Genomic DNA, 15788 nt, shown 5'->3' with positions numbered 1-15788 from the left:
CGCCGCTGTGCGCGCGGCCCCGCGCGCGGGCGTTCCGCAACGCGGGCGTTTCGAAATCCCGCCCCGTTCCTCGACCACAATCCGTTCCAGTCCATGGGGGGACCCGATGAGCGTGATCGCTCGATGGTGCTTCCGGCACCACTTCATCGTCATCGGTGCCTGGCTGTTGACCCTGGCGGTCCTCGGGGGGACCGCCGTCTCGGCCGGCGCGATGTTCTCCGACCGGTACTCGCTGCCGGGCACCGAGTCCACCCGGGCCGCCGACCTGCTGGAGACCCAGTTCCAGCGCAGCTCGGGCGACCGGACCACGATCGTGCTGCACACGACGAACGGCAAGGTCACCGACCCGGCCGTGCAGGGCAAGGTCAACGCGATGCTCGCCGAGGTCGCGAAGGTGCCCGAGGTCGGCGCGGTCGTCAGCCCGTTCAGCTCGCGGGGCGCGGCGCAGATCAGCCCCGACCGGCAGACCGCCTACGCGACGATCACGTTCACCAAGCAGAGCCAGAGCCTCGACACCGGGAACATCCAGAAGGTCGTGGACCTCGGCTCGGACCTGCGCGGCGACGCGCTGGAGGTCGAGTTCGGCGGCGCGGCGATGGCCCAGCTGGAGAAGCCCTCGACGTCCACCGCGGAACTGGTCGGCATCGTGGCCGCCGCCATCGTCATGCTGTTCGCGTTCGCGTCCGTGCTGGCGACGGCCATCCCGCTCATCGCCGCCATCCTCGCGCTCGGCAACGCGCTCTTCTGCATCGACCTGCTCACCCACGTGATGGACATCGGCACCACCGCGCCGATCATCGCCGCGTTCGTCGGCCTCGGCGTCGGCATCGACTACGCGCTGTTCGTGGTCGCCCGGTACCGCAACGGGATCATCTCCGGGCTCACGGCGGAGGAGGCGGCCGTCGAGGCCATGAACACCTCCGGCCGCGCGATCGTGTTCGCGGGCGGGACGGTCGCGGTCGCGATGCTCGGGCTGCTCGTCCTCGGCATCAGCGTGCTGTCCGGCATCGGGCTGGCCGCCGCGATCATGGTGGCGTTCGCCGTCGCGGTCGCCGCGACCCTGCTGCCGGCGCTGTTCGGGATCTTCGGCACCCGGGTGCTCAGCCGCCGCCAGCGCGCCCGCCTGAAGAACGAGGGGCCGCGCGGCGCCAGCGCGTCCGACGCCTGGGCCCGCTGGGCCGGGTTCGTGCAGAAGCGGCCGGTCACGCTGACGCTGGCCGCGACGCTGGTCATGGTGGTGCTGACCGTCCCGTTCTTCTCGATGCGGCTCGGCGCCGCCGACGCGGGCAACAACGCGCCCGACACCACGACCCGCAAGGCCTACGACCTGCTCGCCGAGGGGTTCGGGCCCGGCTACAACGGCCCGCTGCTGCTGGTGGCGAAGGTCCCGGCCGGGGGAGCGGCCGAGGCCGACCTCGGACGGCTGGAGCAGAACCTCCGGAGCGTCCCGGGCGTCGCCTCGGTGCAGCCGGGGCCGGTCGCGCCGGGCGCGACGGTGCGGACGCTCCAGGTCACGCCCACGACGGCGCCCGACACCAAGGAGACCGCCGACCTCATCGACACACTGCGCGACCGGGTGATCCCGAGCTATGAGAAGGACGGTCTCGTCGTCCACGTGGGCGGCCAGACCGCCGTCTTCAAGGACTTCGCGTCCGTGGTCGGCGGGAAGATGCCGCTGTTCGTCGCGATCGTCGTCGCCTTCGGGTGCGTGCTGCTGATGCTCGCGTTCCGCAGCCTCGTCATCCCGCTCACGGCGGCGGTGATGAACCTGCTCTCGACCGGCGCCGGGTTCGGCGTCGTGGTCGCGGTGTTCCAGTGGGGGTGGGGCGCCTCCGCCCTCGGCGCGGGCTCGGCCGGTCCGGTGGAGTCGTTCCTGCCCGCGATGATGCTGGCGGTGCTGTTCGGCCTGTCGATGGACTACGAGGTGTTCCTGGTCAGCCGCATCCACGAGGAATGGCTGCACACCGGCGACAACGACCTCGCCGTCCGGCGCGGGCAGGCCGCGACCGGCCGGATCATCACCGCCGCCGCGATCATCATGATCTGCGTGTTCATGGCGTTCGTGTTCGCGGGGATGCGCACCATCGCCGAGTTCGGGCTCGGCGTGGCCGTCGCCATCCTGCTGGACGCCCTGGTGGTGCGGACCATCCTCGTCCCCGCCGTCATGCAGCTCTGCGGCAGGTGGAACTGGTACCTGCCGAAGGCGATCGACAAGGTGCTGCCGCACGTCTCGGTGGAGGGGCCGTCCAAGCCGGCAGCCAGCCGGAAGCCGGAACTCCAGGGGGTGGACGGCCGCACCTGACGCCCGCGCGACAGCAGCCCCCTTTGCCGCCGGATCGGGCCATGTCCGGCGGCAAAGGTGTGTTCTCCGACGGCCGGGAGACCACGCGGCGGCGTCAACGGGGCAGGGCCCGGGACCCCTCCCGTCCTCCGGAGAGGACCATCTGCCCGGTCGACCGCCCCGGACCGTGCCGGACCCCCGGGCACGGACGAGGGCCGCGATCTCAGGGAGGTTCCGATGTCGTGGACCCGCATGGCCTCGTTGGCGCCGCTCGTGTCCTTACTCCTCTTACCGGGCCCGGTCTCCACGGCCGAGTCGCCCGCATCGCCCGCCGCGAAGGGGATCGCCTGGAAGCCGTGCCCCGAGGATCCGTGGGCGCAGTGCGGCAAGGTGCCGGTCCCGGTCGACTGGGCCCGGCCCGCGGGCGCCAAGATCGATCTCGCGGTGGCCCGGCGCCCGGCCCTCGACCCGCGAAAGCGGATCGGATCGCTGTTCCTGCTGCCCGGCGGCCCAGGCGGCTCCGGTGTCGGTTTCGTGCTCTTCGGCGCCGACGATCTCGACCCCCAGATCCTGCAGCGGTTCGACGTCATCGGAGTCGACGCGCGGGGAATCGGCAGTAGCCGGCCGTTGAGGTGCCCTCCCAGTTCCGACTCCCCATCGGAGTACCCGCGGGACGCCAAGGCGTATGCGCAATTGCTGCAATGGCATAAGAAGCGCGCCGATGAATGCCGGCGGCTGACCGGGCCGGTGTTCGACCACGTCGACACCCGCAGCAACGCCCGCGACGTCGACGCCGTCCGCGCGGCACTGGGCGAACGCCGGATCTCCCTGTACGGGGAGTCCTACGGGACGCTGCTGGGCCAGCAGTACGCCGAGGAGCACCCCGGCCGCGTCCGCGCGCTGGCGCTCGACGGCAACATGAACCACAGCGCCACCGACGTCCGCCGCTATCTGCTCACCGGATCGACCGGCCTGGAGCGGCTCTACCGGCGGTTCGCCGCCTGGTGCGAGGAGAGCCCGCGCTGCGCGCTGCGCGGGCAGGACGCGTTCAAGGTCCTGGACGGCCTGCTGGCCAGGGCGGACCGGGGAGAGCTGAAGGATCCCGCGGGGACCGTGATCACGTCCATCGACCTGGTGGAAACGGTACGCGAGGCGATGTACGGGCCGAACTCCAGGAGCGGCTGGCCGGCCCTGTCCGTCTATCTCACCCGCCTACAGGCGCAAAAGCCGGTACGGCTGACGGAGGATTTCGGGGACACCTTCCAGCCGATCTTCTGCACCGATTTCAGCTTTCCGGTACGCGACTTCGCTCATCTGCGAAGCCTCATGGCCGCCTCCCGGCACGCGGCGCCGCACACCCGGGTCGACAATCTGCGCTGGATCGCCGTCGCCGGCTGCCAGGGCTACCTGCCCCGGGCCCGCAACCCCCAGCGCCCCTACCGGATCAAAGGCGTCCCGCCGGTCCTGCTGGTCAACAGCCGCTACGACGTCTCCACGCCGTACTCGGACGCCGAGAGCGTGGCCCGCCAGATCCCCGGGTCCGTACTGCTCACCTATGACGGGATCGGCCACACGTCCTACACCCGCAACCCCTGCACCACCGCGGCCATCGACCGCTACCTGCTGACGCTGCGCACCCCGCCGCCCGACACGCACTGCCCGGCCGAGCCGGCACCGCTCACCGAAACGAAGCTCGAACCGGACACCCGCAAGCCTCAATGGCTCTGGTGAGCCGCTCCCGAGGGCGGCGGCGACGCCGCCCTCGGGCCCCTTCCTCAGCGGCGGGTCTCGACCCTCATGCCGCCACGTGTCTGGGCGCGGCCGAAGTCGCCGGCCAGGAATTCGTGCGGGACGCCGAGACCGGTCGCGCTGACCTCGTCCAGGCGGGCCAGTTGGGCGGCGGTGAACTCGACCTCCAACGCGCCCAGGTTGTCCTCCAGTTGCGCGGGGGTGCGGGCGCCGATGATCGGCGCCGCGACGCCCGGCTGCCGGAGCGTCCACGCGAGCCCCACCTGCGCGGGTGTGCGGCCCAGTTCCGCGGCGGTCTCCTTCACCACGTCCGCGATGGCGAGGCTGCGTTCGGTGAGCCAGCCCAGGGACAGGTTGAAGTCGCGGCGGGCACCGTCGCCGGACGGCTCATTCGCGCCGTCCAGGTCGTCGCGGCTGTACTTGCCGGTGAGCACCCCGCCGGCGAGCGGCGAATACGGGACCACCCCGAGGCCCATCTCGCGCGCCATGGGGATCAGGTCGCGCTCCCCGGTGCGCTCGGCCAGGTTGTACTCGATCTGCAGGGCGACCAGCGGTGACCAGCCGCGCAGGTCGGCGATCGCCTGCATCCGCGACACCTGCCACGCCGGGGTGTTGGAGATCGCCACGTAGAGGACCTTGCCCTGCCGCACGAGGTCGTCCATACCGCGCAGGATCTCCTCGACCGGCGTCGCGAAATCCCAGACGTGGAGGTAGAGCAGGTCGAGATAATCCGTGCCCAACCGGCGCAGGCTGGTCTCCACCGAAGCGAAAAGGTTCTTGCGGTGGCCGCCCCCGGAATTCGGATCCCCTTCGCGGCGCAGCGTCGTGTACTTCGTCGCCAGCACCAGCCTCTCGCGCTCGGCACGGGCGAACTCCCCCAGCAGACGCTCGGAACTCCCATCGGTATAGGTGACGGCGGTGTCGATGAAATTGCCGCCGCGCTCGACGTAGAGGTCGAACAGCTTGCGCGCCTCGTCCCGCTCGGCGCCCCAGCCCCACTCGGTGCCGAAAGTGGCCGCGCCCAGGGCCAGCGGCGAGATCCGGAGGCCGGACCGCCCCAGCAGCCGGTAGGTGTCAAGGGTGAGGGACATCGTTTCCTCCCGCGCTCATGATGCGTTGTCACGAGAAGCCTGCGACCAGCGCGGGCCGCGGAAAAGGGAAGGAAGTGCCTGGGAACGCCAGTCCCACCCTGCTATAGAATCGGACGCGATGATCCGGGCCCTGGACACGACACAGGAGCTGGCCGCGTTCCTGCGGAGCCGCCGCGAGCGCTTGGACCCGCACGATTTCGACCTGCCGACGCGCCGCCGGACCCGGCGGACCCCGGGCCTGCGCCGCGAGGAGGTCGCCGAGCTCGCCGGGATCAGCATCGACTACATCGTCCGGCTGGAACAGGCCCGCGGCCTGCGCCCCTCGGCGGAGGTGCTGGGGTCACTCGCCCAGGCCCTGCGCCTGACCTCCGCCGAACACGCCTACCTGTTCGACCTGGCCCGGCAGCGTCCGACCACCCCCGGCAGGCCCGCCGCCGCGGCGGCCCCGCCCCTGGCCCGCCTGGTCGCCGACCTGTCGCCGCTGCCCGCCATGCTGACGAACCACCGCTACGACATTTTGGCGTGGAACACCGAAATGTCGAGGCTGCTCCTGGACTTCGACACGCTCCCGCCCCACCAACGCAATTCGATGTGGCTGTGCCTGATGCGCCCGGAGATGCGCGACTTCTACGTCGACCGCGAACGCATCGTGCGGGAGGGGATCGCCCACCTCCGCACCGTGTGGGCGGCGCACCCGGAGGACGAGGCGCTCTCCGCCCTCATCGCCGAATTCGCCACCGACCCGGACTTCGCGCGGCTCTGGGACGAACGCGACGTGAAGGTGCACGGCCGGGGCCGCAAGCAGATGCGCCACCCCGAGGCCGGCCTGGTCGCCGTGGACTTCGAAACGCTCACCCCACTGGACGACCCCGACCTGCAACTGGTGATCTTCCGTGCCGCGGACGGCGAAAGCCAGTCGGCACTCGACCGGTTGAACGCCGGATAGGCTCCCGGCCGAGCGCCGGAACCCTCGCGGGTCAGCCCTGGAGGCGCCTGGCGAGCATTTCCTTGCTCTGCTCCGCGCCCTTGCGGCTCTCGGTCTGCGCGCGGCGGAAGAAGTCGGCGAGCTGCGAGTCGCCCGCGCGCTCCGCGTCGGCGATGTAGACCTCCAGGCGCAGCGCGTTGCTCAGGCACTGCTCGGCGAACCAGATGAGGTTGTAGTCCTTGTCCTTGGTCCCGGTGACCTCGCCGGTCTCCGGATGCGCCGCCACCATGACGACCTCCCTGCTGGTCGGATCGGTTTCGTCGCCCTGCTACCCGACGTTCCGGCGCTCATGCGGACCCGGGGACCCGAAGGCGGCGCGCCGCACGTCGCGGTGATGACGTCCGTCCCTGCGGCTTGGCACCTCGCGGCAGCGGGAGCCCCGGCCCCGGTGCCCCCACCGGCGGGAAAGTTGGACAAACATGGAAAAAGGCTGGCGTATAGGACGCGTTTTGGCGGGTACCGAAACCGGACGCTCGCAAGGTCACGGAGGAGATATGACCGTAGGACACGTCCCGGGCCGCACCGCCGAGCGGCCCTCGGAGCGGGCGAGGACCCCGGCGCCGCCCCCTTCCCGCGGCCTGCTCTCACGCACGGTCGCCGACGCGCTGGCGGGGGGCCCACCGGGCACGTTCGTCCGCTCGCCCGACCTCTTCGCCGCCGTGGTGTCCGCCGATCCGTTCGGCGACGACCTCCAACTGGCCCTGCACATGTGCCACGAGCTGCACTACCGCGGGTTCGCCGGGGTCGACGCGGACTGGGAGTGGGACGCGGGGCTGCTGCGGCTGCGCGGCGAGATGGAGTCGGTCTTCCTGGACGCGCTGCGCCGGGAGACCGTCCCCGGCACCGACGTCGAGGCTGCGCTGGAGGACCTGCTGGTCGAGCCGGTCGACGGGGAGGGCGTCAGCCACCATCTGCGCGACGCCGGTGAGCGCTGGCAGCTGCTGGAGCACGCCGCCCTGCGGGCGGTCTACCACCTCAAGGAGGCCGACCCGCACGCGTTCGTGGTGCCGCGGCTGCGGGGCCGGGCCAAGACGGCGCTGGTCGCGGTGGAGAACGACGAGTTCGGCGGCGGCCGCCCCGAGATGATCCACCAGGACCTCTACGCCGGCCTGCTGGACGACCTGGGGCTGGACCCGTTCTACGGCGCCTACGTGGACGCGGCGCCCGCCGCGATGCTGGCGACCGTGAACATGATGTCGCTGTTCGGGCTGCGGCGGTCGCTGCGCGGCGCGATGGTGGGCCACTTCGCGGCGGCGGAGATCACCACGGCGCCGTCCGCGCGGCGGATGGTGGCGGCGCTGGAGCGGCTCGGCGGCGGCCCGCGGGCCCGCCAGTTCTACACCGAGCACGTCGAGGCCGACGCCGTCCACGAGCAGGTGCTGCGCCACGACGTGATCGGCGGGCTGCTCGCCGACGAGCCCGAGCTGGCCGCCGACGTGGTGTTCGGCGTGCGGGCCACGGTCCTGCTGGAGGACCGCCTCGGCGACCACCTGCTGGAGTCCTGGCGATCAGGCCGCTCCGCGCTGCGCCGACCGGTGACGGAGGGACGATGATGCTGCTGCGCCCGCCGGGCGTCTACCGCCCGCAGTCCGACACGCACCTGCTGACGTCGGCGCTGCGCGCCGCCGCCGTCCCGCCGGGCGCCCGGGTGCTGGAACTGGGTACCGGAGCGGGCGCGGTCGCCATATCGGCCGCCCGGAAGGGCTGCGAGGTCGTCGCGGTGGACGTGTCGCCCTGGGCGGTCCTCACGGCGCGGATGAACGCGCGGGTGCGGCGCCTGCCGATGCGGGTGCTGCGCGGCGACCTGTTCGCGCCGGTGGCCGGTGAGAGGTTCGACGTGATCCTCGCGAACCCGCCGTACGTCCCCGGCGACGTCGACCCGGCGGCGGCGCGGGGCCGGGCGCGCGCCTGGGAGGCGGGCCCGGAGGGCCGGATACTGCTGGACCGGATCTGCCGGGCGGCCCCGCGCCATCTGACGCCCTCGGGGACCCTGCTCATGGTGCATTCGGCGCTGAACGGGGTGGCGGCCACGCTGGTGGCGCTGCGCCGGGAGGGCATGGACGCCTCGGTGGTGGCGCGGCACCGCGAGCCGTTCGGCCCGGTGATGCGTGGGCGCGCCGAGTCGCTGGCGGCCCGGGGCCTCCTGTACCCCGGGCAGGCGCACGAGGACCTGGTCGTCATACGCGCCGGCCATGTCGCGGAGGGGCGGGGACATGAGCGCGGCAGCCGAGCGGCCTGAGCCCCGCCCCGCCCGGGAGCCACGCCCCGCCCGGGAGCCACGCCCCGCCCGGGAGCCGCGGCGGGTGCGGATCGTCCCGGGCGGCCCGATGCTGGTGGAGGGCCCGGTCGAGATCGTCCTGGAGGACGGCTCGACGGTCGCCTCCGACCGCTTCCAGGTGGCGCTGTGCACCTGCCGCCGCAGCGCCGCCTACCCCTTCTGCGACACCAGCCACCGCCGCCGCACCCGCCCGCGCCGCCGCGGCGCCGAGGAGTGAGCCGCCGCCCCCCATCGCCGAAGGCCGGGCGAAACTCCGAGCGCTGGGAGGGCGCCGCGGCCTCGGCCGCGCCGCGGTGATGACGCGCTGACCGATGGCGACGCCCCGCCATTCGGGATACGCGCGCGGGCTCTTCCGGCCGGGTGACCGGGCGAATTCGAAGCGATATCATTCGCCTCCGGACGAAAAGCGAAGGCGTCGAAATCGTCGACCCCCGGCTTTGCCTTGCGCTTGGCCAGGCAACTCCCGGATGGCCATGTGCGGCCAAAACCGACGATGGTCAGGGCTTGTTTCGGCGTGCCACACTTCAGGCGGCTTATCCAAAGGATCATGAGGGCCGGATCCTGGCCGGGTTGAGGGAGCATTCTTCGCCCGCGGAGCCGGCCCTTCGGTGTTCGGTCCGTGACATGTAGTTGTTTGCAATCCTCCGATGGACAGTGCGAGATCTTCTGTTCTTCGGCGGTGCGGCGCCGCTGGTCGACCCATGCCCAATGGCGCCTGCCTCCCGGTGGCACCGCCGCTCACATCCCCCGATTGCAAGGAGCTCCATTGAGATCTCGAAGAACGGCCTATGGCGCGGTCGCCATAGGCACCGCTTTGGTGGTGGTCGCCGGGCTGCTGCCGGGCGCCGCCAACGCCGCCCCGCGGCCCGTCCAGCAAAGGGAACCGGTTCGATCCGCCGGCGCGGACGATGGGCAGCGCTCGATCGCCCCCGCCCAACGGAACTCCTTAATGGGAAAAGGATGGGAAAGGTCCCGGGATCGCGCGTGGACCACCTCCGGCGACGCCCAGGGCTTTCATCTCCTTGTCGCCGACGGAAGGTCGGGATACGCCTGGCGCACCGCCGCGTCACTGTCGGAGCCGGGTTTCGACGCCGACGCCTGGATCGGGAACGCATGCGTGACCGGATCGGGCAGGCGGGCCCTGGTGGCGTACGCGCCGCGCACCTTCACCAACAAGGCCGAACTAATGGCGCGCGGCGCGTTCGCCGCCGTGGTTGACCTCGGGACCGGCAAGGTGACCAAGCTGAACCGGCAGGTTTCCCTGGCCTATTTCAGCCCGGGGTGCGGCACCGGTGAGACAGGGGTGTTCACCCAGGCGGGAGGCGAGAGCAGGAACGCCACCCGGCTGATCACGGTGGACGCCGTCTCCGGCAGGCCCGCCAAGCCGATCACGCTCAAGGGACAGGTGACCTCGGCGGTACCGGTGGAGGACGCCGTCGTCGCCGCCGATTCCGCACGCCTGGTGCGGATCGACCGTTCGGGCCGGCGGACGGTGCTGGCCCGCACCGACCAGGTCCCCTTCCAACTCAAGCCGGACGCCGACGGCGGTGTCGTATTCCTGGACCGTCCCGCGGTCGGCTCGTCCGGCGAGCCGCAAGGGCAGGTCAAGCGGCTTGCATTAGGAAAGGGAAATGCAAAAGCGCCCGCACCGCAAGTGCTGGCCCAGGGGCCGCTGACGAAACTGGACCTGTCCGCCAGCGCTACGGGACAGGTGTTCGTCACCGGCCAGGCCAAGCCCGTCGCCGCGCTGCCCCGTATCGTCCAGATGCGCCCGCGCATTCCCATGGACGCCGTCGCCACCACCCGAGGCGAGGCCATGGTCACCAGGACCATGTGGGCGGACGGCAAGGATTCACGGATCGGCCCGCGCGAGGCCACCGACGTCCGGCCGGTGAAGATCGGCCTGCGAATTCTGAGCACCGGCAAGGACACCGAATTCCAGGTCAAGCCGGGCGACCAGGCCATCGCCAGGGGGGTGCAGGGCACCCGGCGCTCCCCGGCGCTCCCGGCGCCGTCCACCGCCCGGAAACAGAGGCGCCAGGCCACCGGGACGGTGGAGCCGGACCGGACCTGCTCGGTGCCGCGCAACGACCCCGGAAAGCAAGCAATGCAGCCCAAGCCGCGGCAGGTCGAATGGGCCGTGGACCAGGCGATCACCGGGAACCTCAACAAGCACATCTCCCGGCCCGCGAACTGGAAGAACCTGGGAATGGGCGCCTATCAACCGCAGACCCTGTTCCCCTTGCAGGGGCTGAGCGGCGGCGGCCGGATTCCGGCGCAGATCATGCTCGGGGTCACCGCCCAGGAATCCAACATGTGGCAGGCGTCGCGCACCGTGGTCCCCGGCGTCACCGGAAACCCGCTGATCGGCAACTACTACGGGATCCACTACACTCCTGACGGCCAGCAGACCGACCCCTGGGCCATCGACTGGTCCAAGGCCGACTGCGGCTACGGCATCGCGCAGGTCACCGACGGCATGCGGATGCACGGCAAGGAGAAGGACCACGAAGAACCCAAGACCGACCTCCAGCAGCAGGCCGTCGCGCTCGACTACACCGCCAACATCGCCGCCGGGGTCAACATCCTGGTGGAGAAATGGAACCAGACCCGCGCCGACGGGCTGATCATCGACAACGGCAAGCCCGAACATCTGGAGAACTGGTTCTTCGCCCTGTGGGCGTACAACTCCGGCTACCACACCAAGGGCGAGGCCCCCGGCAACGGCGGCACCTGGGGGCTGGGCTGGACCAACAACCCCGCCGATCCGCTGTGGAAGGCCAACCGGCCGCCTTTCCTGGAAGGTGAGAACGGCGGGGACGACTACACCCACGCCAAGAACCCCCAGGACTGGCCCTATCAGGAGAAGGTCCTGGGCTGGGCCGCGCGTCCGCTGGAGGGTTTGGAATCACCCGGCAAGACGGTCGCGGGATATCGCGCGGCCTGGTGGACCAACAACGACCTGCGGCACAACATCAAGCCGCCCGAAGGGCTGTTCTGCACCTCGGCGAACCAGTGCGACCCCGGCAAGATCAGCAACAGCAACAGCAACGACCCGGGAATGGGCCCCTGCGGCCGCGCCGACCTGCACTGCTGGTGGACCCAGCCGGCGTCCTGGCAGATCTGCAACCTCGGCCGCTGCGGGCACGAGATCCTGCGCTTCGACAGCACCTATGCCGAGGAGGCCGACGGGACCGCCTATCCGCCCAACTGCACCACCGCCGGACTGCCGGCCGGGTCGCTCATCGTCGACGACCTCCCCTCCGGAACCCCGGTGCACCGCCCCGGCTGCGGCGGCCCGGCCTCCACGGGCAGTTTCACCCTGGACTTCGCCACCGCGTCGTCCAGAATCGACCTCCACCAACTCGGCGCTGGGCTGGGCGGCCATTTCTGGTTCTCGCACACCCGGAGTACCACGACCCATCCGGACGGGAACCGGATGAAGACCACCGGCACCTGGAACCTGGGTCAGAACATCGGCGGATGGGCCCGCGTCATGGTCCACCTGCCCGACCACGGCGCCCACACCCGCCAGGCCGCCTACACCGTCCACGGAACCGATTCCAGCAGCCCGGTCCGGGTGCGTCCCCAGCGCATCATGGCCAACCGCTGGGTCAGCCTCGGGGTATTCCGCTTCACCGGGGCCCCGAAGGTCTCCCTGTCCACCGACACACCCGACGGAAACGGCGACGAGGACATCGCCTGGGACGCCGTCGCCTTCCACAAACTGTCCGGCAAACCGCGCCACTCCGTTGTCGCCATGGGCGACTCCTACTCATCTGGTGAGGGCGCCTCGGTCAGCGGCGGGGGCGACTACTACCGGGAGACCGACATCGACGGCGGACGAGGCTACTGGCGCGACGCCTGCCACCGCTCCCGCCACGCCTGGTCCCGCCGCGCCAACCTCAACGACTCGGGAACCTCGATCGGACAACGCGCCGACGACTGGGACCCCTCCCTCGACTACCAGTTCATCGCCTGCTCCGGCGCCAGAACCAAGAACATCCTGCCCGTGTCGGTCGACGGCCCGCGCGGATCAGGGCAGTCGGAATTCGGTGAACTCCCGCAGCTCGACCAGGGCTACCTCGACAACAACACCACCCTCGTCACCCTTTCCATCGGCGGCAACGACGCGGAGTTCTCCAATATCGTCCAGAAATGCATCTACGGCTCGTTGGGCCTCTGCCAGGACTCGACGCTCGACGGGGACGACAAGCCGCTCAAAGACGCCGAACCGGAACGCATTAACGGCAGCGTCCGGAATTCGATCGAGGTGGTGCTGAGCACCGTCCACAGATACGCGCCCAATGCTAAAATCGTCCTTATGGGGTACCCGCGTCTGCTGGACGGCAACGGCCAGTGCATCCCCGGAATCGGGACCTCCGAGGCGCCGTGGATGAACGAGATGGCCGACGTCCTGGCGGGAGCGATGAAGACCGCCTCCGAGAACGCCACCAGGGCCGGCGCGCCCACCTGGTTCTCCGACCCCCGCGCCAGGTTCGCCGGCCGGGCGATCTGCGGCGACCCCGAGACCATCCACGGAATCGTCCTGGACAAGACACCCGGTGACGATCCGTCCCCGCTTCCGCCCAACTCCAACCAGTCGTTCCACCCGAAGATCGAAGGAACGGCCCACTACGCCGAGGCGCTGAACGCGACCCTGCGCCAGATGGGCCTGTAGCCGATGACGCGGCCCAGGGCGTTGGCGGGCATCCTGTCGATCCTGCTCACCAGCGCCCTGGGCACCGGCTGCGCCGGCGCCCAGGACAAAGCCGTAGAGGACGCCGCCGACCGGGCCCGCGACGCGGCGACCGAGCTGAAGCAGACGATCGGACTTCGCCTCAGCCGTTCACCGGACCACCGGAGCGCCTACGACGGGCTGCTGACAGGGCTTCCCCGCTACACCCCCCAGCGGGGCGGGTTGCTCCTGAGAAGCGACCTCGCAGCAGACCGGGCATGGTTCGACATCACCGTGGTCAAGACCGCGACCGCCTCCGGCGGATTCAGCCACGAGACCCGCACCGTGCGGCTCTGCGCCCACATCACCGTCAGATTCCCCGCCGGTCAGCGCCCCGCGTCCAGCATGATCGATCTCAACTGCCCCGGCGACCTCGCCAAGACCGACCCGCAATTGGGAACGATCGACAAAGTAGTCCGCCTGGGCTCCTGAAAAACAGCATTCCGGTCGCAGCGATATTACGCGGCGGCCTTGGTGACGCACGCCCTGACGAGCACGAGCCGATGACCGGATACGGACGCCAAAGATCAATTGACGAAGACCATTCATCGTGATCAACATTCAATAAGAGGTTCACTTCGCAACCTCGTCGTCCGCGCATCAATCCAGGAGTAGCCCATGAAAAGGATCCGTCGTCGAATGCTGAAAAAGGCCCTGCTGCTGGGATTCCTGAGCCCGGTGTCCTTCGTCCTGCTCGGCGCCGCCGGCCAGACCGGCGCCTACGCCGACGGCAAGTTCACCTGGAAGAACATCTACGTCAACCGGCACCTGGAGGTCTACTCGTCGAGCAAGGCGAACGGGGCTTATGTCGGAACGTGGCCGTGGAACGGGACAGCCACGCAGTACTGGTACGCGAGCAAGCAGAGCGACGGTTACTTCCGGATGGACAACTACAACAGCTGGAAGGCGCTGGACCGCTGGGACAGCGGGAGCTGCGACGCCACCCAATGGTCCTGGTGGGGCGGCTCCCAGCAGCGCTGGAAGGTCCTCCAGAACAACAACTGGACCAAGGAGTACGGAACGCTCTACGAACTGATCAACAAGAAGGGGTGCCGCGGGGACGCCTACCACGACCACCTCGCGGCGAACCAGAACCGGAACATCTACCAGGCCTACCTGTGGCCGGACTCCGTCTGCGGCGGCGGGCGCCAGTTCCTGGACACGAAGTGCTTCTGGAAATAGGACGGACGTGATGGCTACCATGAAACCCCGGTTCTCCAAGAAATGGCGGCTGCCCCTCGCCGGTCTCGCCGTGACCGGCACGACCCTGGCGGGCGTCGCCGCCGTGGGCCTGCTCCCGGAGCCCGTGCATTCGGCGGCGGAGAGCGCCGGCACGCCGAGCCCCGAAGTGCCGGTGACCGTCTCCCCGGGCCCGCACGACCCCGGCCCGCCCCCGACCACCCAGCCCGAACCGCCGCTCGGCGACATCCCCAAGGTCGTCAGCGCGGAAAGAATCCGAATGCCGCTGGACGCCTACATGACCTCGGCGGGCGATGTGCAACTCATCGAGCAGGCCGGCAACGTCGCCGCGGGCCTGTGCATGAAGCGCCTCGGCTTCACCGGCTGGAACGCGCGAACCCTGGCCACCCCGTCCAGCAACCCGGCCGCAGACGGTGACGTCCTGGAGTACCTCGACCCCGAAAAGGCCGCGTCAACGGGATATCCTCCCACCGCGCAACCCAAGCCGTCCTCGATGATCTCCCGGCCCGGCATGACGATCGACGAGAGAAACGCCTTCTACGGATACGCGCCGCGTACCCGATCGGGCGAGGACGTCCCCAAGGGCGGCTGCCAGCGCGCCGGCGACACGACGATCCTCACGGGCGAGATGCCGTCCGACCCCCGCGCCCTCTCGGCCGACGCCAGAGTCCTGGCCCTCCGCGACAGCCGCGTGGTCGACGCCTTCGGCGCATGGAGCCGGTGCATGGCGGCCCGCGGGCTGACCTACGACATCCCGCTGAGCGCCCCCATCGACCCCCGCTGGGGACAACGCGACCCGGGCGCCCCGCCTTCCGAGGCCGAACAGAAAACAGCGGTCAGCGACGCCGAATGCCAAGCATCAGTCAACGTGGTGGGCGTGTACAAAGCCGCGAAATCCGCCTACGAGACCCAACTGATCGAGCAGAACAACTCGCAACTCACCAAGGGCCTCGAAGTGTTCAAACAATGGGTAGAGAACGCCCAGAACCTCATCAACGAGAACTCATGATGCCGTCGGCCCGCACCGACCCCTAACGCGACGAACCAGTTCCTCCGTGCGGCCCTCCCGCTCTCGCAACCATGCGGGAGCGGGAGGGCTACAGGCGGCCTTCGCGTGCTACGCGCCCACATGAATGAACGCCCATAGCTCAGGATGCCCCGGCCAGCGGACGCGCAGCCGGTGCATGGTCGCGTGCAGCGCGCGGGCGGCCATGCCCGTCCCCTCCGCGGCGACCGCCTCGTAGACCCCCCGTGCGAAACGAACGGCTAACCGCTCGGGACCGTCGAGAAGGGACGCGTCCCGGCCTCCCGCAGGAACGCCCGGTCGCCCACCTCGTCATACCTGTGGCCCAGCAGCAGGCCGAGAACCATCCCGGCACGGGCCACCGCGATGGCCTCGTCCAGCACTTCGGGCCGCTTGGTCTCCTGGTAGGGGCTTCCAGTGCCGTGGCGGCGATGAACAGGAG

General features: G+C 70.2%; 13 protein-coding genes. 10 read left to right on the top strand and 3 right to left on the bottom strand.

Features of this window, described 5'->3' with window-relative positions:
• The first annotated feature begins 106 nt into the window (after positions 1-106).
• The gene (locus KLI87_RS12395) at positions 107-2302 is read left to right on the top strand and encodes an MMPL family transporter (RefSeq protein WP_156217711.1); all 2196 of its coding nucleotides are present in this window, start codon (positions 107-109) and stop codon (positions 2300-2302) included.
• A 216-nt stretch (positions 2303-2518) separates the two neighbouring features.
• Positions 2519-4012, top strand: a complete 1494-nt coding sequence (locus KLI87_RS12390) for an alpha/beta hydrolase (protein ID WP_214617053.1) — start codon at positions 2519-2521, stop codon at positions 4010-4012.
• A gap of 44 nt (positions 4013-4056) precedes the next feature.
• Here KLI87_RS12390 and KLI87_RS12385 read toward each other — a convergent pair whose 3' ends face one another.
• Complete coding sequence (locus KLI87_RS12385) at positions 4057-5121, bottom strand: aldo/keto reductase (RefSeq protein WP_214617052.1); 1065 nt, start codon at positions 5119-5121, stop codon at positions 4057-4059.
• 118 nt (positions 5122-5239) lie between these two features.
• Between KLI87_RS12385 and KLI87_RS12380 the strand changes: the two genes are divergently transcribed.
• Positions 5240-6067, top strand: coding sequence for a helix-turn-helix transcriptional regulator (locus KLI87_RS12380; RefSeq protein ID WP_214617051.1), 828 nt, complete (start codon positions 5240-5242; stop codon positions 6065-6067).
• Positions 6068-6098: 31 nt separating this feature from the next.
• Here the strand turns inward: KLI87_RS12380 and KLI87_RS12375 are convergent, their stop codons facing one another.
• Positions 6099-6335 carry a hypothetical protein gene (locus KLI87_RS12375; protein ID WP_156217715.1) on the bottom strand — a complete coding sequence of 79 codons (237 nt, stop codon included), beginning with the start codon at positions 6333-6335 and terminating at the stop codon, positions 6099-6101.
• 265 nt (positions 6336-6600) lie between these two features.
• On the opposite strand from KLI87_RS12375, the gene KLI87_RS12370 reads away from it, so the two are divergent.
• From KLI87_RS12370 to KLI87_RS12340, 7 genes are all read left to right on the top strand, one after another.
• Positions 6601-7659, top strand: coding sequence for an iron-containing redox enzyme family protein (locus KLI87_RS12370; RefSeq protein WP_214617050.1), 1059 nt, complete (start codon positions 6601-6603; stop codon positions 7657-7659).
• Positions 7656-8345, top strand: a complete 690-nt coding sequence (locus tag KLI87_RS12365) for a HemK2/MTQ2 family protein methyltransferase (protein ID WP_214617049.1) — start codon at positions 7656-7658, stop codon at positions 8343-8345. The genes KLI87_RS12370 and KLI87_RS12365 overlap by 4 nt, the downstream gene beginning before the upstream one ends.
• A 64-nt stretch (positions 8346-8409) precedes the next feature.
• Positions 8410-8601 carry a CDGSH iron-sulfur domain-containing protein gene (locus KLI87_RS39990; protein ID WP_374225441.1) on the top strand — a complete coding sequence of 64 codons (192 nt, stop codon included), beginning with the start codon at positions 8410-8412 and terminating at the stop codon, positions 8599-8601.
• 900 nt (positions 8602-9501) lie between these two features.
• Positions 9502-13065, top strand: a complete 3564-nt coding sequence (locus KLI87_RS41495; RefSeq protein WP_214617047.1) for a GDSL-type esterase/lipase family protein — start codon at positions 9502-9504, stop codon at positions 13063-13065.
• Between the two features lie 3 nt (positions 13066-13068).
• A complete protein-coding gene (locus KLI87_RS12350) occupies positions 13069-13554 on the top strand; it encodes a hypothetical protein (protein ID WP_214617046.1) in 486 nt (161 codons plus the stop codon).
• 207 nt (positions 13555-13761) lie between these two features.
• On the top strand, positions 13762-14304 hold the full coding sequence (locus KLI87_RS12345; protein ID WP_214617045.1) for an RICIN domain-containing protein: 543 nt from the start codon (positions 13762-13764) through the stop codon (positions 14302-14304).
• Positions 14305-14314: 10 nt separating this feature from the next.
• Entirely contained in the window at positions 14315-15331 is a 1017-nt protein-coding gene (locus KLI87_RS12340) for a hypothetical protein (protein ID WP_214617044.1), read from the top strand.
• A 257-nt stretch (positions 15332-15588) separates the two neighbouring features.
• Here KLI87_RS12340 and KLI87_RS12335 read toward each other — a convergent pair whose 3' ends face one another.
• Positions 15589-15729, bottom strand: a complete 141-nt coding sequence (locus KLI87_RS12335; RefSeq protein WP_214617043.1) for a hypothetical protein — start codon at positions 15727-15729, stop codon at positions 15589-15591.
• Between the last annotated feature and the right edge of the window lie 59 nt (positions 15730-15788).

This window comes from Actinomadura sp. NEAU-AAG7, assembly GCF_018603865.1.
In the GTDB taxonomy this organism is placed as follows: Bacteria; Actinomycetota; Actinomycetes; order Streptosporangiales; family Streptosporangiaceae; genus Spirillospora; species Spirillospora litoris.
This window is presented reverse-complemented; position numbering and strand designations above follow the sequence as displayed.

Excerpts from the sequence above, each read along its gene's own strand:
- KLI87_RS12385 (WP_214617052.1), bottom strand. The coding sequence starts at position 5,121 with ATGTCCCTCACCCTTGACACCTACCGGCTGCTGGGGCGGTCCGGCCTC.
- KLI87_RS12350 (WP_214617046.1), top strand. The coding sequence starts at position 13,069 with ATGACGCGGCCCAGGGCGTTGGCGGGCATCCTGTCGATCCTGCTCACC.
- KLI87_RS12375 (WP_156217715.1), bottom strand. The coding sequence starts at position 6,335 with ATGGTGGCGGCGCATCCGGAGACCGGCGAGGTCACCGGGACCAAGGAC.
- KLI87_RS12340 (WP_214617044.1), top strand. The coding sequence starts at position 14,315 with ATGGCTACCATGAAACCCCGGTTCTCCAAGAAATGGCGGCTGCCCCTC.
- KLI87_RS12345 (WP_214617045.1), top strand. The coding sequence starts at position 13,762 with ATGCTGAAAAAGGCCCTGCTGCTGGGATTCCTGAGCCCGGTGTCCTTC.
- KLI87_RS12365 (WP_214617049.1), top strand. The coding sequence starts at position 7,656 with ATGATGCTGCTGCGCCCGCCGGGCGTCTACCGCCCGCAGTCCGACACG.
- KLI87_RS12395 (WP_156217711.1), top strand. The coding sequence starts at position 107 with ATGAGCGTGATCGCTCGATGGTGCTTCCGGCACCACTTCATCGTCATC.
- KLI87_RS12380 (WP_214617051.1), top strand. The coding sequence starts at position 5,240 with ATGATCCGGGCCCTGGACACGACACAGGAGCTGGCCGCGTTCCTGCGG.
- KLI87_RS12390 (WP_214617053.1), top strand. The coding sequence starts at position 2,519 with ATGTCGTGGACCCGCATGGCCTCGTTGGCGCCGCTCGTGTCCTTACTC.
- KLI87_RS12370 (WP_214617050.1), top strand. The coding sequence starts at position 6,601 with ATGACCGTAGGACACGTCCCGGGCCGCACCGCCGAGCGGCCCTCGGAG.